Annotated in this window: 28 protein-coding genes; 13 read left to right on the forward strand and 15 right to left on the reverse strand. The window is 34.4% G+C overall.

Annotated features, from left to right (window positions below; translation table 11 throughout):
- Positions 1–21: 21 nt before the first annotated feature.
- On the reverse strand, positions 22–1,431 hold the full coding sequence (locus tag AC57AW_RS23805; RefSeq protein ID WP_496353831.1) for a pyridoxal phosphate-dependent decarboxylase family protein: 1,410 nt from the start codon (positions 1,429–1,431) through the stop codon (positions 22–24).
- Positions 1,432–1,606: 175 nt separating this feature from the next.
- Between AC57AW_RS23805 and AC57AW_RS23810 the strand changes: the two genes are divergently transcribed.
- On the forward strand, positions 1,607–2,719 hold the full coding sequence (locus AC57AW_RS23810; protein ID WP_496353832.1) for a serine hydrolase domain-containing protein: 1,113 nt from the start codon (positions 1,607–1,609) through the stop codon (positions 2,717–2,719).
- Positions 2,720–2,735: 16 nt separating this feature from the next.
- Here AC57AW_RS23810 and AC57AW_RS23815 read toward each other — a convergent pair whose 3' ends face one another.
- Together AC57AW_RS23815 and AC57AW_RS23820 are read right to left on the reverse strand one after the other, a co-directional pair.
- On the reverse strand, positions 2,736–3,455 hold the full coding sequence (locus AC57AW_RS23815; protein ID WP_496353833.1) for a hypothetical protein: 720 nt from the start codon (positions 3,453–3,455) through the stop codon (positions 2,736–2,738).
- A complete protein-coding gene (locus AC57AW_RS23820; RefSeq protein ID WP_318846286.1) occupies positions 3,452–3,775 on the reverse strand; it encodes a PadR family transcriptional regulator in 324 nt (107 codons plus the stop codon). Before AC57AW_RS23820 ends, AC57AW_RS23815 begins: the two co-directional genes overlap by 4 nt.
- Positions 3,776–3,854: 79 nt before the next feature.
- Here AC57AW_RS23820 and AC57AW_RS23825 point away from each other — a divergent pair, with 79 nt between their 5' ends.
- Positions 3,855–4,379, forward strand: coding sequence for a 2'-5' RNA ligase family protein (locus tag AC57AW_RS23825; RefSeq protein WP_496353834.1), 525 nt, complete (start codon positions 3,855–3,857; stop codon positions 4,377–4,379).
- Between the two features lie 30 nt (positions 4,380–4,409).
- On the opposite strand, the gene AC57AW_RS23830 is transcribed toward AC57AW_RS23825, so the two are convergent.
- A complete protein-coding gene (locus AC57AW_RS23830; RefSeq protein ID WP_496353835.1) occupies positions 4,410–5,768 on the reverse strand; it encodes a T9SS type A sorting domain-containing protein in 1,359 nt (452 codons plus the stop codon).
- 2 nt (positions 5,769–5,770) lie between these two features.
- Entirely contained in the window at positions 5,771–6,262 is a 492-nt protein-coding gene (locus AC57AW_RS23835; protein ID WP_496353836.1) for a hypothetical protein, read from the reverse strand.
- Positions 6,263–6,364: 102 nt separating this feature from the next.
- Between AC57AW_RS23835 and ruvC the strand changes: the two genes are divergently transcribed.
- From ruvC to AC57AW_RS23860, 5 genes are all read left to right on the forward strand, one after another.
- Positions 6,365–6,919 carry a crossover junction endodeoxyribonuclease RuvC gene (gene ruvC, locus AC57AW_RS23840; protein ID WP_318846282.1) on the forward strand — a complete coding sequence of 185 codons (555 nt, stop codon included), beginning with the start codon at positions 6,365–6,367 and terminating at the stop codon, positions 6,917–6,919.
- Positions 6,920–7,070: 151 nt separating this feature from the next.
- Positions 7,071–8,141 (forward strand): DUF4407 domain-containing protein, encoded by a 1,071-nt coding sequence (locus AC57AW_RS23845; RefSeq protein WP_496353837.1) that lies wholly within the window; start codon positions 7,071–7,073, stop codon positions 8,139–8,141.
- 170 nt (positions 8,142–8,311) lie between these two features.
- Positions 8,312–8,905, forward strand: a complete 594-nt coding sequence (locus tag AC57AW_RS23850; RefSeq protein WP_496353838.1) for a phage tail protein — start codon at positions 8,312–8,314, stop codon at positions 8,903–8,905.
- A gap of 5 nt (positions 8,906–8,910) precedes the next feature.
- Positions 8,911–9,603 (forward strand): T9SS type A sorting domain-containing protein, encoded by a 693-nt coding sequence (locus AC57AW_RS23855; RefSeq protein WP_496353839.1) that lies wholly within the window; start codon positions 8,911–8,913, stop codon positions 9,601–9,603.
- Positions 9,604–9,687: 84 nt separating this feature from the next.
- On the forward strand, positions 9,688–9,897 hold the full coding sequence (locus AC57AW_RS23860) for a KTSC domain-containing protein (protein ID WP_496353840.1): 210 nt from the start codon (positions 9,688–9,690) through the stop codon (positions 9,895–9,897).
- Between the two features lie 55 nt (positions 9,898–9,952).
- Here the strand turns inward: AC57AW_RS23860 and AC57AW_RS23865 are convergent, their stop codons facing one another.
- The 8 genes from AC57AW_RS23865 to AC57AW_RS23900 form a co-directional block, all read right to left on the reverse strand.
- Positions 9,953–11,818 carry a GEVED domain-containing protein gene (locus AC57AW_RS23865; protein WP_496353841.1) on the reverse strand — a complete coding sequence of 622 codons (1,866 nt, stop codon included), beginning with the start codon at positions 11,816–11,818 and terminating at the stop codon, positions 9,953–9,955.
- A 348-nt stretch (positions 11,819–12,166) separates the two neighbouring features.
- Entirely contained in the window at positions 12,167–13,627 is a 1,461-nt protein-coding gene (gene guaB, locus AC57AW_RS23870; RefSeq protein ID WP_496353842.1) for an IMP dehydrogenase, read from the reverse strand.
- A 188-nt stretch (positions 13,628–13,815) separates the two neighbouring features.
- On the reverse strand, positions 13,816–14,520 hold the full coding sequence (locus AC57AW_RS23875; protein WP_496353843.1) for a hypothetical protein: 705 nt from the start codon (positions 14,518–14,520) through the stop codon (positions 13,816–13,818).
- A gap of 32 nt (positions 14,521–14,552) precedes the next feature.
- On the reverse strand, positions 14,553–15,056 hold the full coding sequence (locus AC57AW_RS23880) for a DUF4252 domain-containing protein (RefSeq protein ID WP_496353844.1): 504 nt from the start codon (positions 15,054–15,056) through the stop codon (positions 14,553–14,555).
- 11 nt (positions 15,057–15,067) lie between these two features.
- Positions 15,068–16,360 carry a DUF4252 domain-containing protein gene (locus AC57AW_RS23885; protein ID WP_496353845.1) on the reverse strand — a complete coding sequence of 431 codons (1,293 nt, stop codon included), beginning with the start codon at positions 16,358–16,360 and terminating at the stop codon, positions 15,068–15,070.
- Positions 16,361–16,376: 16 nt separating this feature from the next.
- Positions 16,377–17,051 carry a hypothetical protein gene (locus AC57AW_RS23890; protein WP_496353846.1) on the reverse strand — a complete coding sequence of 225 codons (675 nt, stop codon included), beginning with the start codon at positions 17,049–17,051 and terminating at the stop codon, positions 16,377–16,379.
- On the reverse strand, positions 17,026–17,535 hold the full coding sequence (locus AC57AW_RS23895) for a GFO_1088 family ECF-type sigma factor (protein ID WP_047385893.1): 510 nt from the start codon (positions 17,533–17,535) through the stop codon (positions 17,026–17,028). The genes AC57AW_RS23890 and AC57AW_RS23895 overlap by 26 nt, the downstream gene beginning before the upstream one ends.
- Positions 17,536–17,620: 85 nt before the next feature.
- Positions 17,621–17,971 (reverse strand): helix-turn-helix domain-containing protein, encoded by a 351-nt coding sequence (locus AC57AW_RS23900; RefSeq protein WP_496353847.1) that lies wholly within the window; start codon positions 17,969–17,971, stop codon positions 17,621–17,623.
- A gap of 154 nt (positions 17,972–18,125) precedes the next feature.
- On the opposite strand from AC57AW_RS23900, the gene AC57AW_RS23905 reads away from it, so the two are divergent.
- From AC57AW_RS23905 to AC57AW_RS23930, 6 genes are all read left to right on the forward strand, one after another.
- Positions 18,126–19,421 (forward strand): hypothetical protein, encoded by a 1,296-nt coding sequence (locus tag AC57AW_RS23905; RefSeq protein ID WP_496353848.1) that lies wholly within the window; start codon positions 18,126–18,128, stop codon positions 19,419–19,421.
- A gap of 19 nt (positions 19,422–19,440) precedes the next feature.
- The gene (locus tag AC57AW_RS23910) at positions 19,441–19,995 is read left to right on the forward strand and encodes a DUF6705 family protein (RefSeq protein WP_496353849.1); all 555 of its coding nucleotides are present in this window, start codon (positions 19,441–19,443) and stop codon (positions 19,993–19,995) included.
- Positions 19,996–20,039: 44 nt separating this feature from the next.
- Complete coding sequence (locus tag AC57AW_RS23915; protein WP_496353850.1) at positions 20,040–20,441, forward strand: hypothetical protein; 402 nt, start codon at positions 20,040–20,042, stop codon at positions 20,439–20,441.
- 118 nt (positions 20,442–20,559) lie between these two features.
- Positions 20,560–21,102, forward strand: coding sequence for a DUF6705 family protein (locus AC57AW_RS23920; protein ID WP_496353851.1), 543 nt, complete (start codon positions 20,560–20,562; stop codon positions 21,100–21,102).
- 37 nt (positions 21,103–21,139) lie between these two features.
- On the forward strand, positions 21,140–22,291 hold the full coding sequence (locus AC57AW_RS23925) for a hypothetical protein (RefSeq protein WP_496353852.1): 1,152 nt from the start codon (positions 21,140–21,142) through the stop codon (positions 22,289–22,291).
- A gap of 9 nt (positions 22,292–22,300) precedes the next feature.
- The gene (locus tag AC57AW_RS23930; RefSeq protein ID WP_496353853.1) at positions 22,301–23,122 is read left to right on the forward strand and encodes a peptidase associated/transthyretin-like domain-containing protein; all 822 of its coding nucleotides are present in this window, start codon (positions 22,301–22,303) and stop codon (positions 23,120–23,122) included.
- A 30-nt stretch (positions 23,123–23,152) separates the two neighbouring features.
- On the opposite strand, the gene AC57AW_RS23935 is transcribed toward AC57AW_RS23930, so the two are convergent.
- Both AC57AW_RS23935 and AC57AW_RS23940 read right to left on the reverse strand, forming a co-directional pair.
- Positions 23,153–24,313 (reverse strand): GlmU family protein, encoded by a 1,161-nt coding sequence (locus AC57AW_RS23935; RefSeq protein WP_496353854.1) that lies wholly within the window; start codon positions 24,311–24,313, stop codon positions 23,153–23,155.
- 104 nt (positions 24,314–24,417) lie between these two features.
- Entirely contained in the window at positions 24,418–24,669 is a 252-nt protein-coding gene (locus tag AC57AW_RS23940) for a type B 50S ribosomal protein L31 (protein WP_047489008.1), read from the reverse strand.
- Positions 24,670–24,741: the final 72 nt, after the last annotated feature.

Consider the following 24,741-nt stretch of genomic DNA (forward strand, 5'->3'; position numbering starts at 1 on the left):
ATCCACAGGCTTGTCAATATATTATTTTATTTCAGCAATGATTTCATTCATGAGATCAAATACCTGTCTGATATCTTTTTCACTCGTCATCCAGTTTACAAAGGCAGCTCTTATTCCTTTATGCTGATTATAAAAAGTAGGTGTCATAAAAACTTTTCCAGTATTATTAAGCTTTTCAAGAAATTGTCCTACCTCATCCTGTTTTGCATGATCTTTTAATGTAAAACAGACCGTATTCAATCTTACTGGAGCCAGCAGTTTAAAATCATCACTGTTTTCTATCAGCTCTCCAAACTGCTTTGCCCATGCTATATTCTTATCTACAATCTCCTGATACCCTTTTTTACCATAAGCCATAAGAGAGAACCATGCCGGAAGTGCCTTTAGCCTTCTTGAATTTTCGGGAAGAAAATTTAAATAGCTAAAATTATCCAACGGATCACCCAGATAAGGAGCATTGGAATTCTGAAAAGTTTCTACCTGTAAAATTTTATATTGCTCTTTAATCAAAAATACAGCACTTTCATAAGGTACATTAAGCCATTTGTGACAGTCTACTGTAATACTGTCAGCATATTCCCAGCCCTCCACAAGATGTTGATGGGTTTCCGAACACGCTGCAAAACCACCGAAAGCAGCATCGATATGCCACCAGAAATTGTATTTTTCTTTTAATCTGCTGATCGCTTTGAAATCATCAAAATCCACAGTATTTACTGTTCCACCACTTGAAATCAATATAAATGGCTCATCATTAAGCTTCAGAATATTGTCTTCCAGATCTTTGATATGAATTGCTTCGCGGTTTCCTTCTTCCGTTTTAATCTTAATGATATTACTGCTGCCAAGTCCCAACAATGACAATGATTTTATAGAAGATGAGTGAGGTGTGGCTGTAAGTACCTTTATCGTTCCGGAAACGCCTTCTTTCGCAATATCTCTCCCCTGCTCTTTTCCCAGCCATTGACGCCCCACAGCCAAACAGGTAAAATTAGACATCGTAGCTCCTGATACAAAACCACCCAGAAAGCTTTCAGGAAGCTGAAGAAGTTTCAGCAAAAGCTGTATGGTTTCCATCTCTACATTTGCGGAAATATCTCCCTGTCCTGTTACAGACTGGGTATTCTGATCATAAACCGTCGCCAGCCAGTCACCTGCTATGGATGCCGGTGTAGCACCTCCCGTTACAAATCCCCAATATCTTGGTCCTCCGGATCCAACCATGATCGGTTCAAATTTTTCATTGAAAATCCGTAAAGCCTCTTCTGTTCCCAATCCGGATTCCGGGAGTTCCTGTTTTTCGGAAATATGGTGATTGATTATTGACGTAGGTCTCTCTTCAATGGAATTTAGATATTCCGTTCCTTGCTCTTTAACAATATTCAGTAGATACTCTATGTTTACTGAATCGCTTTTCAAATGTTCATTCATAATAATTGTGATCAATAATCTATATCAAAAGTATTAAATACTCCTTAAAGATGCATCAAATCTATATTAAATTGATCCTAAACCCCGTCCTAGCACGCAATTTGCATCCTTTACCGCTCTCTGGATATTTTAGTATCTTTAAGAGTAACAACCATCATTTAAAAATACAACACCTGTGATCAAAAATTTAGTATTCCTGGCCCTATTCTGCTTTTTATCTTCCTGTACAACAACTGAAGTTCCAAAAACTCCTCCTGTTGATAAAAAATCCATTATTGATTCTACTGTTTCGGCTTTTCAGAAAACACTTTTAGAACAACAGATAGATTCCACTTTCAAAAAATATCATTTCAATGGTAGCATTGCCGTTTTTAAAGATACCATTACTCTTTACAGAAGGGAAAACGGATATTCTGATTTTAAGAAGAAAACTAAAATTGACAGCAATACCATTTTTGCCATAGGTTCGGTAAGCAAACAGTTTACCGCTGTTTTAGTCTTACTTCAAATGGAACAGGGAAAACTGAATGTGACAGATAAAGTTTCAAAATACCTGAAGGAATTTCAGATTAAAGAATATGAAAATATTACGATTCATCAGTTGTTAAACCACACTTCAGGATTGAATATGGTAGGAGGAAAGCTGATGTTTAAGAGTGGTTCCGACTTCTTCTACTCCAATGATGGATTCAATACGCTTGGAAAGATTGTGGAAAAAGTCTCAGGAAAGTCCTATGCTGAAAATGTTCAGGAACTCTTTAAAAAAGCAGGAATGGTACATTCTTCAACGGGAGACACTTTTAAAGGGAATAATTTTGCCAGTGCATATCTTGGTACACCTACCAAATTCCAGGAAGTTCCCAACATGCCGAAAAGATTAGGCGGGCAGGAAATCGGAACTCCGGCTGGCGGAATATTATCTACTATTCAGGATCTTCATTCATGGAACAACGCTTTGTATGGCGGAAAAATTTTAAAGACTGAAACCCTAAAGCTATTCATGGCAAAAAGCGCAGAAAGACGTCATGCAATCTTTGGAAAAATGGGGTACGCTTACGGTATCATGCTTAATATTGGCCAACCCAATTCTTATTTCCACAGCGGTTATATAAAAGGCTCTCCTTCATTAAATATTTACTATCCGGAAACCAAAACTTCCGTAATCATTCTATCTAATATTGCCGATGAGGAAAAGGGAAAAGGAGTTATCTTCAGACCTCATATTGAAGTAAAAAAGATCACAGATCATCTTGAGAACACTCTTACACACCTTAGATCACAACATTAATTGAATGGTGTATTATTTATGCAGGCTTAAGAAACTCCCGCATTTTCATCAAGTTCTTTTTGTGTTCTGTAAAATTAAATACAGCAAAAATAAGTGCTGTCTGCAATATAAACGGAAAAATCAACGTCACTAAAGTCGAAAAAACTTCAGAATGATTATTTTCTCTGAAAAACTGATAAGCATAATTCCCGTTTTTCATAACAACCTGAGCCATTGAAAAAGTACAAACTACCATCGATCCAATATTCTGCTGATACATTGTATAAAGGCTTTTTCCCTTGTATTTGAAATCCACTTTCAGGTATTTCCAGATCTTATAATTAAGAGCCAGTACTAATACTGAACCCAATAAAAATGATCCGTTAAGCAGTTTGAAAAATAGATTATAATCGTCCTGATTTCTTGCGATAAAGATCAACAATAAGTTAATACCAAAAGCCAGCAATCCTATCATTAAAGATTTTCTGAAAAGCCCGGCATATTTTTCCTGTATAATTCTTTTGGCAATCAAAGGAATTGTCGTTGGATAAAACAGCAGATAATTGACTAACTTAAATTCTCCCTTCCAGGATTCTTTTATTTTTAAAAAAGCTTCCTCAAAACTGATATTCTCATTAAACTGAAGATCTGAAATCTGGCTGATCATATGATCTCTGATTTCTACCAGAATATCTAATGAGAGCTGTTGAGCTATCAGATAATCCGTAATTTTATTTTCCTGTTCTCCGGTTATCATATATTGAATATGGTTTGTAGGTTTAATAAGTAACTTTTCATCTCAGTTTCTTTTTCTGCCTGTTGTGTTTTTCCTTTTTCAGTCAGCAGATAATATTTACGGTCTCTTCCGTTGATTTTCTGAATTTCAGAAATAATCATTCCGTCACTCTCCAGTTTGTGCAGTAATGGATAGAGTGCACCTTCCGTCATTTCCAGCTCTCCTTCCGTGAGTTCTTTGGCTCTTTGAGTAATCTGATACCCGTACATTTTGATTTCTTTGGAAAGAAGCTTCAAAATAATATTCTGCAGGGTACCTTTATAAAGACTATTCTTTTTCATAGAATGATTTATACCTTACAAACATATGCATAATTTTCTTATGTATATAAATTTAATATAAAAATTTTTAATTTGCTTTATGAAAAAAATGTACTTCATAGCAATTTTCCCTCCTCAGGAGATCATTGAAGAAATAAAAATATTTAAAGAAGATCTGGCAACGAATTATGCCAATTCCAAGGCTTTGAAAAATGAAGCCCATATTACATTATTTCCTCCTTTTTCAAGAGAAATTGAACTGGAGGAAGACATTCATGTTGCTTTTCAGAAAATCAATACAGAAATCACGCCTTTTGAAGTAGAACTGGATGGCTTTGGAAGCTTTGCTAATCCTAAAAATCCTGTACTCTATATTCAACCAAAAGAAAATATTCATTTAACCGAGCTTTATCATAGGGTAAAAGAGTACTTTAATTTTGTCCAGTATTCTTTTAATCCTCACGTGACAGTAGGGTTCAGGGATCTGAGTTGGGAAAATTACCTTAAAGCCTGGGAAAAATATGAAACAATGGAATATAAAACTAAATTCTTAGTTGGTAGAATAATCCTTCTCCGTCATGATGGACAATGGGTTCCTATAGCAGAGAAAAAGCTGGAAAAATAAAACCGGCTGCGGGAGCCGGTTTTGTTCAATTTATTCTTTTATGATTTTCTGGGAGAGAATCAGATTTTTGTTTTCTTTTACATTCAACAGATACGTACCTGTCGGAAAGTTTTTAATATCAATCTTAATTCCGGCATCTTTAAATTCAAATCTCGATGGGATCAGTTTTCCGGAAGTATCATAGATTTCTACTTTTACATCTTTTGAAAAATCCTGTTTTCCTTTAATGAAAAATTCTCCGTCTGTAGGATTCGGATAAACACTGAAGCGTCTTTCTTCAGCTTTTACTTCTGAAAGTTTAAGAGTAGATTTACTCAAAGTCCAGGAAACCGTACTAACATGCAGGGTACTGTGGTTATCAACTTTCAAAAGCGGGTTATTATCGACTACGGACAATGTTAATGTATTATTTCCATTGTTGAGTTGTGCAGGAGTAATGGTAACACTGCTCGCTGTTGACCCAAGTGTTGTTCCATTTAAGATCCAGGTGTTGACCAAAGTATTAGGATTGGGAAGAATTTCAGTAGCTGTAAAAGTGACATTAGATGTAGCATCTACTGTAGTATTATTGGCAGGTGTATAGGAATCTATAGGGGACACTAAACTATGAATTTTTTCGATAATTGCCTCTTTACATACAGAGCAGAACTGCTGGTTAAGATACCTCATCTCACAACTCTGATGCGGACGGAACCAGCTAGGGCTTTCAGTATAGGGATATACACCTACTCCATTTAATCCTACCCAATTTTTCCATTTGATGGTTGCAGGATTAGAATTCTGTGTTTTATTGGGAGATTCCAGTGAACCTGAAAACCAATATTCATCTGCAAGTTTACCAAAAGAGTGCCCTAGCTCATGCACTACAATTTCATTTGAAGATCCATTTAATGAAGCAAAGGCATACGTTCCTCCGCAGCCTCCATATTCTGTAGAATTCCCCAATACATAGGTGATATCATAATCAGGAATATTAGCAGCCAGCACCTGTCCTACTTTATTGGTTGTATTACTGTATATACATCTGTGAACTCCTACATCGAAAGTAGATCCCAGATAATTATTAGGATTGGTAACCGGGATTACAGGTTCGGTAACATCCGTTGCTGTCCCTGGGTGTTTCACTCCTGATTCTGTGGAAATCACCTTTACAGCATAGGCATTAAAGTAATTTTTATATTCTGTATAAGGACTTTTTGTAAAAAGATAATTGACCGTATTCTGAGCTGATGTTGTAAAAGCGGCTTGCTGTGCAGCGGTAAATCCGTCTCCCAAAACAGCAATAATAATCCTTTTACTGTTGTCCCCGTTCTGTAAAAGTGGAACAGTATCGAATGTCTGGGCAAAACAACTGCTTCCAACTAAAAGTGATAATAGAACTTTTTTCATAATTATAGTTTTTTGGTGAATAATAGTTGTACTCCATCATCAGTTGCCTTTTCAACCTTTACAGTCTGAACATTTTCAGAATAGGAAAAACGGGCACTGAATTCTGTGCTTTGAAGAGAAGCCTTATGTCTGGAAATCCCCTCTTTTTCATATACTTCCAATTCAGGATTAAAAGGATCTCTTACAAGCTGTTTAGCAACTTCTTTCCCGTCTGATTCTGACAGCGTGATGATAAAGTCGCCTTTATGAGCTTCATTTCTTTCAAACGAAGAGATATGCTTCAATCTGCCATCCGCAATTTTAGTATTCTGAAGGGTCACTTTTGCATTCCCCGATTGATCTTTATCTGCTTTGAAAAACAAATAAATAATACGATCGCCTTTTCTTGTCATAGTTTCAGAAAGCGATTGTCTGTTTTTAGTTAATCCATTCTCTTTCTGGAAGCTACAGAACAGAAAAACGGGAACAATGAGTACATTAAATACATTTTTCATAATCATTTTTGTTTAAAGGTACTAAAGTTTTAAATATAAATGAAAGTCATTTCCAATACTTTTTCACTCCTGAAAAACTTAGAAATTCCTATCTTTGGGGCAATGATTTCAGAGAAAATAATTTTAGGTATTGACCCAGGAACAGCCATAATGGGATTTGGTATCATCTCCGTAAAAAAAGGAAAAATGGAGATGGTTTCTATTCATGAACTGATCTTAAAAAAATATCCCAACCACGAAACCAAACTCAAATATATTTTTGAAAGAACACTGTCTCTTATTGACGAGTTTCATCCTGATGAAGTAGCTCTTGAAGCTCCTTTTTTTGGAAAAAACGTACAGAGTATGCTTAAACTTGGGCGTGCTCAGGGAGTAGCTATGGCTGCCAGCCTTTACAGAAATATTCCTATCACCGAATATTCTCCGAAAAAAATCAAAATGGCCATCACAGGAAACGGAAACGCCAGTAAAGAACAGGTAGCAGGTATGCTTCAGAATCTTCTTAATTTAAAAGAATTCCCTACCAAATATCTAGATGCTTCCGACGGACTTGCCGTTGCGGTATGCCACCATTTTAATTCGGGAACTATAACGGACACAAAATCGTATTCCGGCTGGGAAAGCTTTTTGAAGCAAAATCCGGATAGGTTGAAATAATTTTTGCCTTTTCTTATATTCTTTCAAACTACTGTTTTAAACCTCTAAAAAACATTGTTTTACAAAAACACGCACAATTACTTGGTAAAACATAATACTATCTTTTACATTGGTATGATTTTTAGTACTACCTTTGTATAAATTTTCAGTTATGAAAACAAACCAACAAACTATAAATCAAGGGACTCATAAAATAAACTGGTTCCAAAAGTTTCTAATGGTGTGTTCCGGCGGGAACATCCATATCTTAAGAAAGACCCCAAGCGAATGGAATAAATTTTCCGGGATTGGAGGGATCGTACTTTTCACCGCAGTATTCGCTACTTTGTCTGCAGGCTATGCTATGTATACGGTATTCGACAATATCTGGGCTTCCATAGGATTTGGAATTCTCTGGGGGTTGATGATTTTCAATCTTGACCGTTATATTGTTTCTTCCATTAAAAAAACAGGAACCTGGTGGAACCAAATTCTGATGGCCATTCCCCGTCTTATCCTCGCTACATTTTTAGGCATTATTATTTCGAAACCATTAGAGCTTAAAATTTTTGAGAAAGAAGTAAACAAGCAGTTGAATACAATCATCCAAAGGAATAAAAAACAGCTTCAGGGAGAAATGAATGGAAGAATTCTTCAACAGAGCGGACCTTTTGAAACAGAAAAACAACAGATTTCAGGAAAAGTAGCACTGTATCAGAAAGCCTATGATTCTGCGTCAGTAGAACTTGAGAAGGAAATTTTGGGAAAACAATCAGGCTTAACAAGTGGAAAAGAAGGCTACGGACCGAATGCAAAGCGTAAACAGGAATTGAAAGAGCAACGCAGACAGGATCTTGAGAATTACCAAAAACAGGCTTCTCCAAGACTTGAATATCTGGATAAAGAAATATCTAAGGTATATACCAACCTTGAAACTGAAAGAAAATCTACAGAGACATTTGAAGATAAATTCAATGGGTTTGCAGCAAGGCTTCAGGCATTGGATGAACTGGGAAAAAATTCAGCGATTATAGGATTAGCAGCAGCTTTTATTATGGGACTGTTTATCTGCCTTGAAATATCTCCGGTTCTTGTAAAATTAATTTCCCACATAGGACCCTATGACTATCTTTTAGAAAAAACGGAAAATGATTTCAGATTGTATTCTAAAGAGAAAATTGAAAAAGGAAATGCTCTGACAGATTTCAGGATTGAAGATTTTAAAGATAATTTGAAAAATTAATTATCATATGTTTTGACTATTGAGTAATTTAAACATTAGAGAAAAAATCTATAAATAATTAATATTTAATTAATAAAATCTACCTTTCATTAAATTAATGAAAGGTAGATTTTATTATTGATTATATGTTAAATATTTTCTAATTTTATATTACTTAAAACCTTGTCATCATGAAAAATTTATTTTTTGTATGCACGCTGCTGATATGCAGTGCATTTGCTCCTGCCTTAAAAGCTCAGGCATCAGAACCTTTTTTAGGGCAAATAGCCTTTGTACCTTATAATTTTGCACCAAAATACTGGGCAGAATGTAATGGGCAGATCCTGCCTATCGCTCAAAATCAAGCACTTTTTTCATTACTAGGAACCACTTACGGAGGAAACGGAACAACCACATTTGCTTTACCTGATATGAGGGGAAGAGTACTTGTTCATAACGGACAGGCTCCCGGAGGACCTACTACGTATACCATGGGAGAAACCGGAGGAGCTGAAAGTGTAACACTATTGATAACACAAATGCCAGCCCATAACCACACGGTAAATGCCGTAACGGCGGAAGGAAATCAGAATTCTCCAACAAATAATCTTCCGGCAGACACCAAAGTTCTTGATAAGGAATATTCCGATGCAGCCGCTAACACCATCATGAAAAGCACAATGGTAGGAAACACAGGAGGAAATCAGCCTCATGAAAACAGACCTCCTTTTATTACTCTGAAATGCATCATTGCATTAGCAGGAGTCTTTCCATCACAAAATTAATAGTTATGAAAATTCTTTATTTATTATGTCTGATAGCTGGAAGCTCAGCTTTTGCACAGACCATAACATTTAGTGGATGTCCTAATCTGTTTGATAGTCCGCCTAATACTTATGTCTTTAACAAAACAGGAGTAGATGCTTTTAATAAGAACATCTATATGACCACTCCTATTGATGGCGGACAAGACTGTAGTGGATTAGGTACCTGTGAATTTAAAATCCAATGGAACAACACCCTTACTAGATGGGAATTTCTAGGTGATGAAGGAAACGGAATTTTTACGACTCCTTATCTGATTTTTTATAATTCAACGGGAAACAATTCTGTTCCAATCCCTCCAGGTAACAGCGTTGGAACCTGGGTTGAAAATACCGTAATGACCAACGGACAATGTGGCGGAAACCTTACTGCGGTCAATTCCACCATGACGGGTGACATACAGACTACAACATTGGGAACTTCAGATCTTTCTAAAAATAAAATCCAGATTTTCCCAAATCCTGTAACGGATTTCATTCGTATTTCGGGGATTGATGACGGTCTCTCTATTCAAATTTACAATATGGATGGACGTCTTATAAAATCTGAAATGTTTGATTCAAAAATTGATGTCTCACAACTTATTCCAGGCGGTTATATTTTAAAGATAAATACCCGGAATTTTCAAACTCACCAATTTAAATTCGTGAAAAAATAATCTGCTATTTTAAAAAGAGTAAATCTTTGAAGCTTTCGGAATTTCCGGAAGCTTTTATTTTTCCTGACAAGGAACATTTTTTGTATGAAATATAGTATGCCTTCAAGTGTTGTACATCATTTCATCTATTTCCCGGATACTGAAATATTACGAATTATATATCAGTCAGGAGCGGTTTATGATTATCTTAAAGTACCACCTTACATCGTAGAAAAATTCGGAAAGGCCAGATCTAAAGGGCAATTTCTAAATAAAGTGATCAAGCCCAGATTTAAATACCGTAAAATTGAATAAAAAAAATGTCTCCATCGAAATGGAGACATTTATAATATATTAAACTATGATCAATTTATTTGATGATCAATTTTGAAGTTTTAGAATCTTTCCCGTTAGAAACCTGAATCATATACACCCCTTTTCCTAACTGCTGATCTACTTTGAAAATACCATTTCCTTCTTCAGTTGCAGATGGGCTTGCTACCAGTCTTCCTGCCATATCAGAAATAGAAACTTTCAGGTTTTTACCATTTTTAGCTTTAATGAAGATTTTATCTCCTGTTGCTACTGGATTAGGATAAACTGTTAAATCATTATTATCAGCTTTTACTTCGTTTGTTCCTAAGTTCGTAACAAATTTCACTGTATAGTCTTCAACCTGTCCGTACATTAATTGTCCACAAGGAGTCATGTTAGGATTCTCATCATCTACAAGAACTCTCATTCTTAATGGTGTATTCAACACTACTGAAGCAGGAGCTGTAATCGTAGCGCTGTAAGTACCTATTTCCGTAACTGGATCAGCTACAATATTATCAGCAGAAGCTACAAGCTCAGAAGCTTCAAACGTTCCATTATTATTATAGTCAAGCCAAACTCTTAGATCATTATTTGAAGCTGATACATTTACCTGAAGGTTATGTGTTCCTGTTGCTGAAAGTTCTGTAGAGGTAGCTTTCAGACAGCTTGCAACTGTATAGTCTTCATAAAAACTTGCATTATTCTGCCAAAATCCTGTAGTAGCGTTATTAATAGCACCTAATTTTACTAAAGTTGGTCCCACAAAATAATTATCCGGATTGGTTACTCCGGTTGGATTACATGTAGCAGCAATAGGCGTTCCAACCGCAGCGGCTGCAGAAGGTGCTGTTGCTCCTAATGAAGTACTTAGAGATCCTCTCATTAAAAAGAAATAAAGAGCAGCTCTATCATGTTGTCCATTGGTAAACTTGAATGCTATAGGATTGGTATAGTTCATCATGTTGTACTGTACTCCCTGATAGTTTGCTCCTGTACAATAATTCATATCATTGTTAGTAGGAGCAGGGTCATTCAACAAACTTCTTGATCTTTCTGTATCACATACCTGGTCATCATCCGTAGCACAGTTATTAGTTGTTGCTGGGCAGTAAGTAGTAGAAGTAGTACCCTGTGGCGGCTGAGCGTTAGCATTACCAAAAGTATGAAGTAGTCCCATACTATGTCCAAATTCGTGCGCCAAAGTAATATCATCCTGTAATGTAACCACAAAAGATTTCATGAAGGATTCATAGTTAGCATCAGCATTTTGAGGAAGTCCTGCCCAACCCATGATACCATATGTTCCACCACCATCTACTTTATTCATAATATAAATATTAAAATAAGAAGCTTCCGGCCAGTGTGGAGCAATAGTTTTTACCTGTGCTGTAGTAACGCCGTCAGTACCGCTACGCTTTACTCCATAAGCATCGTATCCGGCAAGAGCGCCTCCGTTATATCGAACAATCCCTGTTGTGGCATTACAGTTAGGGTCTCTTTTAGCCAATACCAACTTAATCGGCATTGTAGCAGCATTACCAAAATCTGCAGGAATTCCCTGAGCCCACTGATAAGTACCTGCGTACATTTGATTACAATGATCCAACCACGCCTGAATTTGTGCATCACTCTTATTGTAAGCGGTACCAATAGCAGCTCCTGTAGGTGCAATTACGTGTACTACAACAGGAATTTCATAAACTCCATTTACAATTTTGTATGCACTTCCATTCTTACCAGCAGCATCTTGATTACCGCTAATAATTTTGTTACGGATATTGCGAACCATTGCATCAATTTCCGCGTTCTGTCTTTGGTGTACTCTCTGTTCATTATCAAAGTCACACCAATCTTTTTTTTGCTGTGCTGATACAGAAAGTGAAAGTAGCAATGCTCCACAAAGTATAGTTCTCTTCATTTCAAAAATTTAAAAAATTAAACAAGTTGTAAATTTATTAATTTTATGAATTAATCAGTGATATTTATAACTAAAAATCATCACAAAATACAAACTTCACTACAGTTAGTAGAAAAAGACACATTATTGTTACAATTCAATCTAAAAATAAAATTAACATCATTTCAAACCAGTGTTATGTTGTTTAAATTATTCTTAAAAAAAATACACAAAATATAAATAATTAAATAATTTAAAAAACCGAATAATTAAAATTAACACTCTACCAATCAATTTATTAAATCAAAACTATAAAATGAAAAAACCGCACTGATTGTGCGGTTTTAAATATATAAATTCAATGATGATTTATAAAGAATAATTCGGAGCTTCCTGTGTAATAATTACATCATGCGGGTGAGATTCTTTCAATCCGCTTCCTGTAATCATTACCAGTTTAGAATCTTTTTGAAGTGTTTCAATATCCTTTGATCCACAGTATCCCATACCAGCTCTTAAACCTCCTGTCAATTGGAAAATTACATCTTCCAATTTTCCTTTATGAGGAACTCTTCCTTCAATTCCTTCCGGAACGAATTTCTTAGCTTCACTTTGAAAATATCTTTCTTTACCTCCTCTCTTCATTGCAGAAAGGCTTCCCATACCCTGGTAAGATTTGAATTTTCTTCCTTGGAAAATAATTTCTTCTCCCGGAGCTTCATCTGTACCTGCTAAAAGAGAACCAAGCATTACCGCTCCTGCTCCACTTGCAATAGCTTTAACGATATCTCCTGAAAGTTTGATTCCTCCATCAGCAATTACCGTTACATTTTGTGACTTAGCATATTCGTAAACGTTATAGATTGCAGATAACTGAGGAACTCCCACTCCTGCAACCACTCTGGTTGTACAGATAGAACCGGGACCTACACCCACTTTAAGTACGTTAGCTCCAGCTTTAATAAGATCTTCTGCAGCTTCTGCAGTTACAATATTTCCACCTACAACATCAAGGTTTGGATATGCTTTTCTGATTTCTGAGATTTTGTCTAAAACTCCTTTAGAATGACCGTGTGCCGAATCAATAGCTACGATATCAACTCCTGCTTTTACCAAAGCCTCAATTCTTGCTAATGTATCTTCTCCAACTCCAACTCCTGCTCCTACGATAAGGCGGCCGTTCTGGTCTTTATTAGCATTTGGATATTCCAATTGATTATCAATATCCTTGATGGTAATTAATCCTACAAGTTTATTATCTTTATCTACAATTGGAAGTTTTTCAACTCTATTTTTAAGAAGGATTTCTTTTGCCTTTTCAAGATTGGTATCTTTATCTGAAGTAATCAGATTTTCTTTGGTCATGATCTCTTCCACTTTCATATCAAGATTTTCCTGATATTTCACATCTCTGTTGGTAATAATTCCAATCAGGACATTATCATGATCTACCACTGGAAGACCTGAAATCTTATATTTTGACATAAGACTTTTCGCTTCTCCTAAAGTATGATCTTTAGATAAAGTTACCGGATCAGAGATCATTCCGTTTTCGGAACGCTTTACACGATTTACCTGAGCAGCCTGCTCAGCGATTGTCATGTTTTTGTGAATAAAACCTAATCCTCCAACTCTTGCTAATGCAATAGCCAGATCAGCTTCAGTAACTGTGTCCATCGCAGCAGAAACAATCGGAACATTCAGCGTGATTTTGTCGGTAAGTCTTGATTTTAATGAAACCTGGTTAGGTAAAACTTCTGAATAAGAAGGGACTAGAAGAACGTCATCGAAAGTGATGGCTGCCTCTACAATTTTGTTATGAATAGACATCTTTACTTTCTGTGCAAAATTAGGTTATTTTAGTGAGATATGAAAATCCTTTTTAATAGTTTAAATAAAAATTAATAATCAATAACTTAAATCAAAAAACCGCTCTTTTGTCAGAACGGTTACGGTACAAAATAATTGAATATGTAGAAACTACTTGTTAAATTTAATTAATATGGCTGTTAACAGGTCTAGTTTACCGGATTTCCATTTTCATCCAATTTCTCAATATGGGTCTGATTATTTTTATCGATGTAAACTTTTAATCTTACTTTCCCTTTCGTATCACGGATAAAAATCCCTACATCTCCATTAGCCATTTTACCGGCAAAAAATCGCTCATATCCCAGCTTGCCTTTTTCCTGCAGTTTTGCAAATGCTTTTTTTGAAGCTTCCGGATTATTAATTTTTTTGATAGAATCTCCAGCCTTAATAATATCTTCCAACAGAAAATCATCCGGCCTGTCCCAGAGTTTTAAACCATAGACTCTTTTTTTATCATTCCCTGCTGATTCAGAATATTGCAGCTGCATAATCTGATCTGTATTTCTCTGATCTACAGAATATGCCATCCCTGATTCTTTTTCATCACCATCATATACAAGGCCGCCACATTCGTCTCCCATAGAATTGAAGAAAATAAGTCCTGCTTCTCTTTCACGGGGTTTCATTTGTTTGTGATTCACCAATCCGGGGTGCTGGCGTTCCTTATTACTGATCACCATTTTTAAAGTTCCATCCTTCTCAACGATATTGATACGTTCTACATCTATTTCCTTAAAACGTTCGTTGGAAGATGAGTTTTTGAATGCGAGAAAGAAAAACATCGCACAAAGTATGGTAAGTACAACGGCATAGATTTTAAGGATACGAACTTCTCTTATTAGTTTTTCCATGCTGTGAAAGTTTTTTGGATTAATTATCCGGATTATTTAACGGAAACAGAATTAATCATTTTTGAGATATCATCAGGAGTAAAGTTTCCTTTCACATCTACAAATACCATATCATTACTATTGGAACCTACAGTGATCAGCATATTTTTAATAGCGTCCCCTTCTTGTTTTACCCTTATATTGACATTATCTCCGTCATGCTTTATGGTAGCCCATTCTTCATAATGATTGTCGTTCAAATATTGAGTATAATCATTCAGCATTTCCTTACTTCCGTTTGTTACGGTAAGAACTTTTATTTTTGAAGCTTTTTTTACCAGATTAATCGTTTCCTCACTTTCTCCATCTTCTCTCAAAGCCTTCTTAATATAAGATTTAGCAAGAGCCATGGGTACATTAATACTTGCAAACCGGGCTCCTTTGAAATCATATTTTGAGTTTTGAAAAAAGTCGATATTCGGTTTTTCTGAAACGATGCATGATTGAAGCATACCCAGCATCAGAATAGCGAGAAAAAAATGTTTAAGAGTCTTCATAGGTTAGTTTTTTATTTGATTTGTCTTAAGCTTCCCCCTGAAATTTTATCTACTTTAGCATCCAGTTCAGGGTTTCCTCTCAATCTCACAGAAGCTCCTGAAGAAACACTTACTTTTAGTTTATCTGTAACCAGCAGAGAAAGACTTGCACCTGAAGTAGATTCTACCACTGCTGTAGCGATCTTAAGATCATCTGCTTTACAAGATGCTCCACTGCTGATATCAATCACTGCAGAGGCTGCCTCTCCGGATATACTCACACTTGCACCACTTGAAGTATCCAGGGCCAATTTTGGAGTCTTAATATCAACATCCAGTACAGAACCTGAGCTCACAGCTACTGCTGCCGTCTGATTCAGATTGAATGTTCCTTTAATAATAGAACCAGAGTCTGCTTCAATTGCCAAACTGCTTTCTGTAACAGGATTCACTGCTGTAAAGACACTTCCTGATGATGTTTTTATAGCACTAATACTAGGAGCGGAGACATTGACGTTAAGATTTTTAAATCTCAGGTTTCGAACCCCTTTATTGTCAACATATATCTTTAAAACTCCGTTTTCCACTTTTGTGATGACATACTGAAGCTTATCTGCATCCGCAATTACTTTTACACTTCTTGTATTTTCCTGTTTATAGGTAACATTTACCCCTACGCTGGCATCTATCTTTGAGAATTCACCTACGTTTCTGTTATCTCCATTCAGGTAAGATGATGTATTACCCGAAGTGAGATCATTTCTAACGGAAGTGGTTACCGTAGAAGTAGAAGTGGTTGTTTCACCAGAATTAATAATCTTGTTTACATCTGATAATTTCATTTTTCCGTTAAGAATAAAAATAATATTCTCTTCTTTGGAATCTACGTTGAACACCAAATTTTCAAGATAGTTATCTTTCTCTTCTTCAGCCAGGAATTTCATAGAAGTTCCATCACTGCTCATAGACATCAGCTCGTTGAAGTTTAAAGATTTTAAGGCATTGTTTACTCTTGCCGTTTTATCTTCATTCATTTTTATATTAGCAAGATTTTCATCTTTTAAACGATCCGGAAAAGTAATTTTAGGGATAATCAGAATTTTAAGCCCATCCACTTCGTTCAAAATAGGTTTTATTTTTCCAATATAAGCATCATCAACATCAATGGTATTCAGTAGCTTGAACATTGGTTTTTTAATATTGATAGAGGTTACTCTTCCATTTTTTTCAAAATCCTGAAAAAGCTTGTCTAATTTCTCAGTCTGTGCAGAATAAGTTGCAAAGCTGCTTAGCATTATGGCTATTAAAAAAAATATTTTTTTCATGGGATTGTTCTGATTTTTAGTATTCGCTGTCAATATTTTCATTTTTCTGAGAAGATGCTACTGTTTTTTTAAACTCAGTTCCTAGTTTCATAAAGGAATATTTGGCAACATCTATGGCTTCTTTTTCACTGCTGATTCTTTTGCCGTTTACAATTACGTAGGAGTCATTGTATGCAGATGCAGAATCATTTAAACTTTTATTTGAGGTATTGCTGACATATCTGGGTCTTGTTTCCTTTTTAAGTCTTCCTCTTTTTGGAAGGATTTCATCCATTACATCCTTTTCTGCTACCTGATTATCCTGAAAAACAGAATCTTTTTTCACTCCGGAAATAGAATCTGTATGATTTACAGCAACCTGTTCCTGGTGATCGCTGTTTTCTTCAATGAATCCGGACTTTTGCTTTAAGATTTCATCTTTTACCAATTTTTCTTTATCCTGCGCATCTTTATTATTGTTATTCAGGAAGAATCCGATACTGAAAACCAGCATCACACTGGCGGCCATCCAGAACCATTTAGGAAAGGAGGGTTTCTTCTTTTCTTCCAATGGAATAAGAGGCGCAATATGCTGTTCAGGCTCTGTACCTTCTGCAGTCTGAAGAAAGTCTTCAAAGCTCCAGTCCATTTTTTCTTCCTTGATATCCTGGAAGACTTCGTTGTATTTATCTTGTAATTGATCTTTTTTCATAGCTCATCAGTTGTGAGATTTGTTCTTTTACTTTTTGTCTCGCACGCATCAGGTTTACCCTTACTGCATTTTCCTCCATTTCCAGCATTTCAGAAATTTCGGAAACATCATACTCTTCTACATCTTTCAAGTGGATGACCATCTTTTGTTTTTCGGGGAGCTGATTGATAAATCCTATAATATGTTCCTTAAGGTTATCAACTTCCATACTATAAAGCTCCGAGCGATGAAGCTGCATATCCGCAAAGCCAATCTTGACATCGTGATGCTTCAGCCGGTTCAGGCATTCGTTCCGGACAGACTTCAGCGCATAGGATTTAAAATTCCCGAATTGCCCCAGCTCATCCCTCTTCTGCCAAAACTTTATCATGAGATCCTGTACTACATCTTCTGCTTCATCACTGCTCATGACAAACCGCTTCGCAAAACGATACATCTCGTCTTTGAGAATAAACACCGTATTCTTGAAAGTTTCTTGGGTCATGAGTTTTGTTTCTTATAGGTAAGACAATTGCCGTTACAGATCTATTACATCAAAAATAAAAAAACTTCAAAAAAAATTGAAGTTTTTATTTTTTATCGAGAAGCTGCTTGAGAAATGCGAGCTCCGCATCCTTGTCTTTAAGCCTTTGTTCGTATTGTTCTATTAACTTTTCAGAAACATTAATTGTTGCATAATTTTGGGCTATTGCAACATCATTATTATTTTGATTTACCGTGATATTATCTCCGCTTAAAAAGTCAAGAACACTTACATCCAATGCTTTTGCAATATCCTCTACCTGAGAAAAAGCGGGCTTACTTTTATCATTCTCAAAATTAGAATAGGTTTTCTGAGAAACATTCAATACTTCCGCAAGATACTCCTGGGTAAAGTTCTTATTGATTCTCGCTTTTTTCAGTTTTTCTCCTAGCGTCATAGCACAATGTATTTTTACCAAAATTACATATTTTTTCTTTTAGAAAAATAATACGGAAACCAGTATTTTTCTTCTGTATTGTTTCAATTTATTATTCACACATTTGTAGAGTAATAAAAAAAGTATATATTTAACAACTAAAAAACAAATGCTTATGAAGAAAAATTTAATCTTTCGGCTTTTCCTGCCGATGGTATTCTTTACCCTGTTCCATTCCTGTATTCATGATGAAACATTAGCTTCCTCAGATCCGGCTTCTAAAGAATACACCAATAAGAGCTTGTGGAAAGAAGATGAAAAGTACATCATGAATGTAATGAAAATCTACCAGGATAACGAATTTAAAATCAAAAAAAGCAATGGAACTCCTTACTGGAACTATGCTACTACTGCAGACCGGTATGATGAAAGCTTTCTGATGGTGCCTGTAGTAGAGAACGGGAAAGTGGTATCTGTACTGCAAGTCCCGAGACATCAGGATAAAGTGTATTTTATTTATACATCTTCAGATGATGATATTTCTTTCTTCCAGAACTTGTTTTCTTCGAAGATAAAGAAAGTGATGGATACAAACATGAGTGATGAAGCCAGCAAACTGGTTTGTACTACAAAAGCATATTCTATATGGTATCCTGATAATGAGTCTAATCCCGATCCTTCCAGCGGATCAGGACATTGGGGAACTTATCATGTGACCACCTGTAAATTCTCACAAATGGATTCATGTATGGGTATCGTAGGGCCAGATGGAGAATGTCAGATTGGAGGAGGTGACGGATATGAGTATCCGATAGGAGGAGATTCTAACAATAACCCTCCTGATCCACCAAATCCTTGTGATAAGATGAAAATACAGAATACAAATCCCGATTTTAAAGCTAAAGTTTCATCATTAGACAAAATCGAAGTTTTTGATAAAAGCCAGGAAACAGGATTTGCTGCAGCTTATGGCACAACTCCTTTTGAGCAGATGGCCAATAATTCCGATGGAAATGTAAGATTACCAGATGGAAACAAATATTTTGGATATATACATACTCATCTTAACAAAGAAGGTGTTGTAAAAATATTCTCTCCTTATGATATTGTTACTTTTTTAACAAGCTGTGTAGCAAATGCAAAATTAAAGGGGAGTATGATAGATGCCTATGCAATGGTCATAACCTCACAGGGAAACTATATCCTGAAATATTCAGGAGATGGTAACTTTGCAATTACCAATGGGCAACTAAATAACTGGCAAACTTGGTATAGGGATGAATATAGTAAACTTAAAGACAGTGAATTGTCTAATTCAAATATTGTAGAAAAAATATTTACACAATTTTTGGAAGAACAGGTGAAAATTAACGGCTTGGAAGTATATAAATCTGATAAAACTACAGGTGACACAAGTAAGCTCAACTATAATGGAAAAGATAATCCAACACAAACAATACCTTGTCCATAAAAATTTTAAAATTTTAATTATGAAAAATATATTCCTACTTATACTATTCATATCTGCCATTTCATGCAGAGCACAACAAATTTATTCATTAAGACCGACAGAAATTGATCTCCCAGAAAATTCTTACCAAAAAGATACAAACAACGAACTACCTGCTTATGAAGGAACTTGGAAAGGAACATGGGATAATAAAATAATTTTTATTACTTTTAAAAAGGTTACTAATAAATATGATAATAATTTTAAACATTACAAAGATTATCTAATAGCCAAATTTAAAGTTATAGATTCAAATAATAATATAATTTTTGATAATACAAACTTAGCAGATGATACAGCTAAAATTAAAGGTGTAAGTTTTAGGAGATATGGAGACAAGTATTCTCTTGTCTTTATTGATCCTGATTTATGTAATACTTCTGGTAGTATTGCCATTAATTTCACCGATTCTAGTAAAACTAAATTAGACTGGAAATATCTTTATAATAATGAGATTATAACATCAGATTGCCCTTATTATAATATGGCAATTCCTCAGCCATTGCCAAAAGAAGTTATATTGACTAAACAATAATATGCAACCTCCAAAATAGGAGGTTGTATTTTCAAACACAGATTATGAAAAGTAAATTATTTATACTTGCCTTGTTATCTCTATTTGTTTCTTGTAACGCTCAATTGGATACCTTGAATTATCTAAAGCAGTTTGAAGCAAATAAAGCAAACTATATTAATAAACCCTTTTCTGCACTTTTAAATGATATGACTATGATACAGCCTAAAACTGTATGGGCATTCTCAATGGGAAGAGTCAAAATAATATCTGCAGATGCAAGATTTAATTTTTCTAATATTGAACAAAGCTTTCATAATTCTATTACTTTATTAATTAAATGGCAGGAACCAATTCCAAGAAGTGAGACGCAATATTATGAACAAAAAAATCATTTTTATTTTACCAATGATGAACAAGTTTTCTATGGAAGTAAGATAGTAAAAGATATAATTGTGTACAGGTAAAACTATTCTTGGTATTTTTACTAATCACCGGTTCTCTTTTTTACACAAGAAAAAATTGTATTAACGAACAATAGTATAAAACCTCAGAAATTGGAGGTTTTATTTACCAACACAGTTCATGAAAAATATATTCTTACTTATACTATTCATACCTGCCATTTCATGCAGAGCACAACAAATTTATTCATTAAGACCGACGGAAATTGATCTCCCAGAAAATTCTTACCAAAAAGATATAAACAACGAACTACCTGCTTATGAAGGAACATGGAATAATAAAATAATTTTTATTACTTTTAAAAAGGTTACTAATAAATATGATAATAATTTTAAACATTACAAAGATTATCTAATAGCCAAATTTAAAGTTATAGATTCAAATAATAATATAATTTTTAATAATACAAACTTAGCAGATGATACAGCTAAAATTAAAGGTGTAAGTTTTAGGAGATATGGAGACAAGTATTCTCTTGTCTTTATTGATCCAGATTTATGTAATACTTCTGGTAGTATTGCCATTAATTTCACAGATTCTAGTAAAACTAAGTTAGATTGGAAATATCTTTATAATAATGAGATTATAACATCAGATTGCCCTTATTACAATATGGCAATTCCTCAGCCATTGCCAAAAGAAATTATATTAATAAAACAATAAACAAAGCTTCTTCGGAGGCTTTTTCAAATGATGATATATGAAACAAATACTATTTATTTTAATTTTTTTATCTGCTTGTTTTAACTCTCAAGTTATAAAAGATACAGTTTTAGGGAAACCAAAATTCGTAAAAGAATATGTAGTTTTTCTAAATAATTCTGGCCCATTTACCTTTATGAAGGGTGATGATGAATATGGACATGCAACAAAAATGACTCCTGAAAATTTAAGAAAAAGTATGGAAGACTCTTGGTTTGAAACCTATTTTTGCAGATATACTAATAACGAAACTTATTACAATAGAAACCGGAAAATTATGAAAGAAATATGGTATTACAGATCAGGAGATACTGTTGATCTTTATAATTATGTATATGATCATTTAAACAGATTAACAATAAAAAAATCTCAAAATAGATATTCAGATATTGCTTCTCATTATTTTTACGAAAAAGATAGTAAAACCCCAAAATTTGTAGAATCCAATTACAAAAGAAAAAATGTTATAGAAAAATTTACAGTTAATTATGAAAGTTACAAACCCTTATTTGTTACAGAGTTTGATAGCATAACAAAAACAGACAGCATTTTTGCCATTACAAACGATATTTGGAAGAAAGTAGGGGAACGTTCCTACACCGAAGGCAAAGATTCCATTTATTATAAAAAATTAAGCCGTGTAAAAATCTATAATAAAGAATTTAAAATAATTGAGGAGAAATTTTTTGATTATAAAAGTGATTATCAAAATAAAAAAACATCCTTAAACGGACATTATAAGTATGAATATGATAAGTTTAGAAACTTAGTAAAGCAAACAGGATTCAAAAATGGAAAAATATCTTCATCCGTTATATTTGAGAATGGAAAAAAAGTGAGGGTAGAAGATATTAATGATAATGGAACAATACAATCTACTGTGTATATTTATACTAAGGATCAAAAACTGGAGAGACAGACCATATATTATAATGATAAAATTATATTTGAAAAAAGCTTTAAATATAAAGGTAATTATATCGCCAATATGACTTACCTTGATAAAATCGGGATGGAAAATAAAAACATAGTTTCTAAATTAATAACTTTCAAATATAAGCTTGACAAACAAAAAAACTGGATAGAAATGATTAAGAATGTGGACGGAAAAGATCTTTATAAATGGGTGAGAGAAATTGAATATTATTGATGAGAAATTATGAAAAACCAAGTTAGAATCCAAAATCCCTGCCCAGAAAACTGGGAAAATATGCAAGATTTTCCTTCGGGAAAGTTCTGTGAGAAATGCTCTAAATGTGTAGTAGATTTTACAGAGAAAACAGATGCACAAATTAATGAGATTCTTCAGACAGCTAATGGCAAAGAAATCTGCGGAAGAATTTCAAGACGAACATTATCTTTAGCTGCAACAGGAATTATTTTAATTACCAATCTTACTTTTATTCAGGCGCAAACTCAAAATAATTCTGAAATTGCTACTGAACAAAAAACAGTTGATATTACAAAAGTGTCGGGAAAATTAATTTTCAAAGAAACTCAGAAAATAATCCCCAATGCAGAAGTTTACTTTATCAATAAAGATAAACTTATAAAATCTGTAACGAATCAGAATGGCTATTTTTCGTTTGATATTCCCAACGATCTTATTGAAGAAGAAAATGTTTTATATTTTAGTTTTGATCAATTAAATGAAGAAAAACAAAAAGAACATAATGGAAAAGATACACTAAGTGGTTATAATTATGGAAATCAAACAGTAATTTTTTCAAGAAAAGAGAAAATTGAAAATAGGAAATTTCAAATTAATTATAAAGAATCTGTAATTGGGGCGGTGGTTATTGTTGAAAATCCTCCTCCAGATTATTACTATTTCGATGGAAAAAATATCAGCAAAGAAAAATTTGAAAAATTAAGAAAGGAGAATCCTCAATACCAATATTTTTCTTTTGAAGGAAAGGAAGCTGATATCATTTCGCAGGATAACTTTGTAGACACTTTATATTTATTATATTCAAAATAAAAACCTCAGAAAAATTCTGAGGTTTCTTTATTAATACGTATCAAAAATATGTTTCAAAATTGCTTTATCCTCTTCTGTTAAAGGGATTTTTCTCCTCGCCATGGCTCTTTCTGCTACTTCATATACTTTATCCAGTCTGAATCTTTCATCATCTTTCAATCCGCCCCATGAAAAGTTTTCCACAAGATTTGGAGGAAAACCTGGTTTGAATATATTGGAGGCTACTCCAATTACGGTTCCTGTATTCAACTGAGTGTTGATAGCTGTTTTGGAATGATCTCCCATGATCAGACCTGCAAACTGTAACCCAGTATCTTCAAAAGCTTTCGTTCTGTAGTTCCAGAGTTTTACGTGGCTGTAATTATTTTTAAGGTTGGAAGAATTGGTATCAGCACCGAAGTTACACCATTCTCCTATGACAGAGTTTCCAACGAAACCTTCATGTCCCTTGCTTGTATAACCGAAAATGATAATATTATTCACTTCTCCTCCCACTTTACAATGGGGTCCGATAGTGGTTGCTCCGTATATTTTAGCCCCAAGATTAAATTTAGAATCTTCTCCAAGAGTGATAGGTCCGCGAAGATGACAGCCTTCCATTACTTCAGCATTTTTACCGATGTAAATTTTACCGGTCTTTGTATTCAATGTAGAAAATTCAATTTCAGCACCTTCTTCGATAAAGAGGTCTTTTTTATCTCCTAAAAATCCATTGGTTAAAGATAGTTCCTGTGAAGTTCTTCCTTTGGTAAGCAGATCAAAGTCAAAATCAATAGCATGATGATTGTAGGTAAACAGATCTTTTGGTCTTTTAAAGAAAATAAGATCTTCCTTGATATCTGTCATTTTTTCAATCTGATGGAGAGAAAAATCTTTCATATTGATTCTAGCAGCGATCAATTCGTCTTCATACACCAACGCTTCTCCCTGCTTAAGATCCTTAATCTGTTGAATTACAGTTTCTGTAGGCAGAAAATTCGGGACTAAAAAGAGACTTTCTCTTTCCTCCGGACTTTTAAATTTATCCTGAAGATATGTTTCCGTGAAGTAGGAAATCTCTGTATTTTCCAGGATTTTCTGCCATCTTTCAGAGAATGTAAGAATTCCGCATCGCATTGCAGCAACGGGGCGGGTAAAAGTAAGTGGAAGAAAGTCTTCCCAATATTGTGCGTCTGAAAATACTAACTGCATCATTCAGTTTTTAAGTTTAAGGTTTAAAATTCAAGTTTAACAAATTTACAATAAAAAAAGTCTCCCAAAAATTGGAAGACTTTAATATTTTAAGTGTACAAAAATTACTTAGCGAATTTTTTGTATTTGTTCATGAACTTATCAACTCTACCCGCAGTGTCAACTAGTTTTACTTTACCAGTGTAGAAAGGGTGAGAACTTGAAGAGATTTCCATTTTGATTAGAGGATACTCTTGTCCTTCATACTCGATAGTGTCTTTTGTTTCTGCAGTAGATTTGCAAAGAAACACCTCGTCGTTACTCATATCTTTGAAAACAACAAGTCTATAATTTTCTGGGTGGATTCCGTTTTTCATAATACTATTTTTAAAAAAATTAAGTTTGCTTCCGAAATAGTAATGGATATTTCTCTGCTAAATTTTAGGTTG

This window comes from Chryseobacterium sp. BGA-UO-ETr-SB22, from assembly GCF_059567885.1.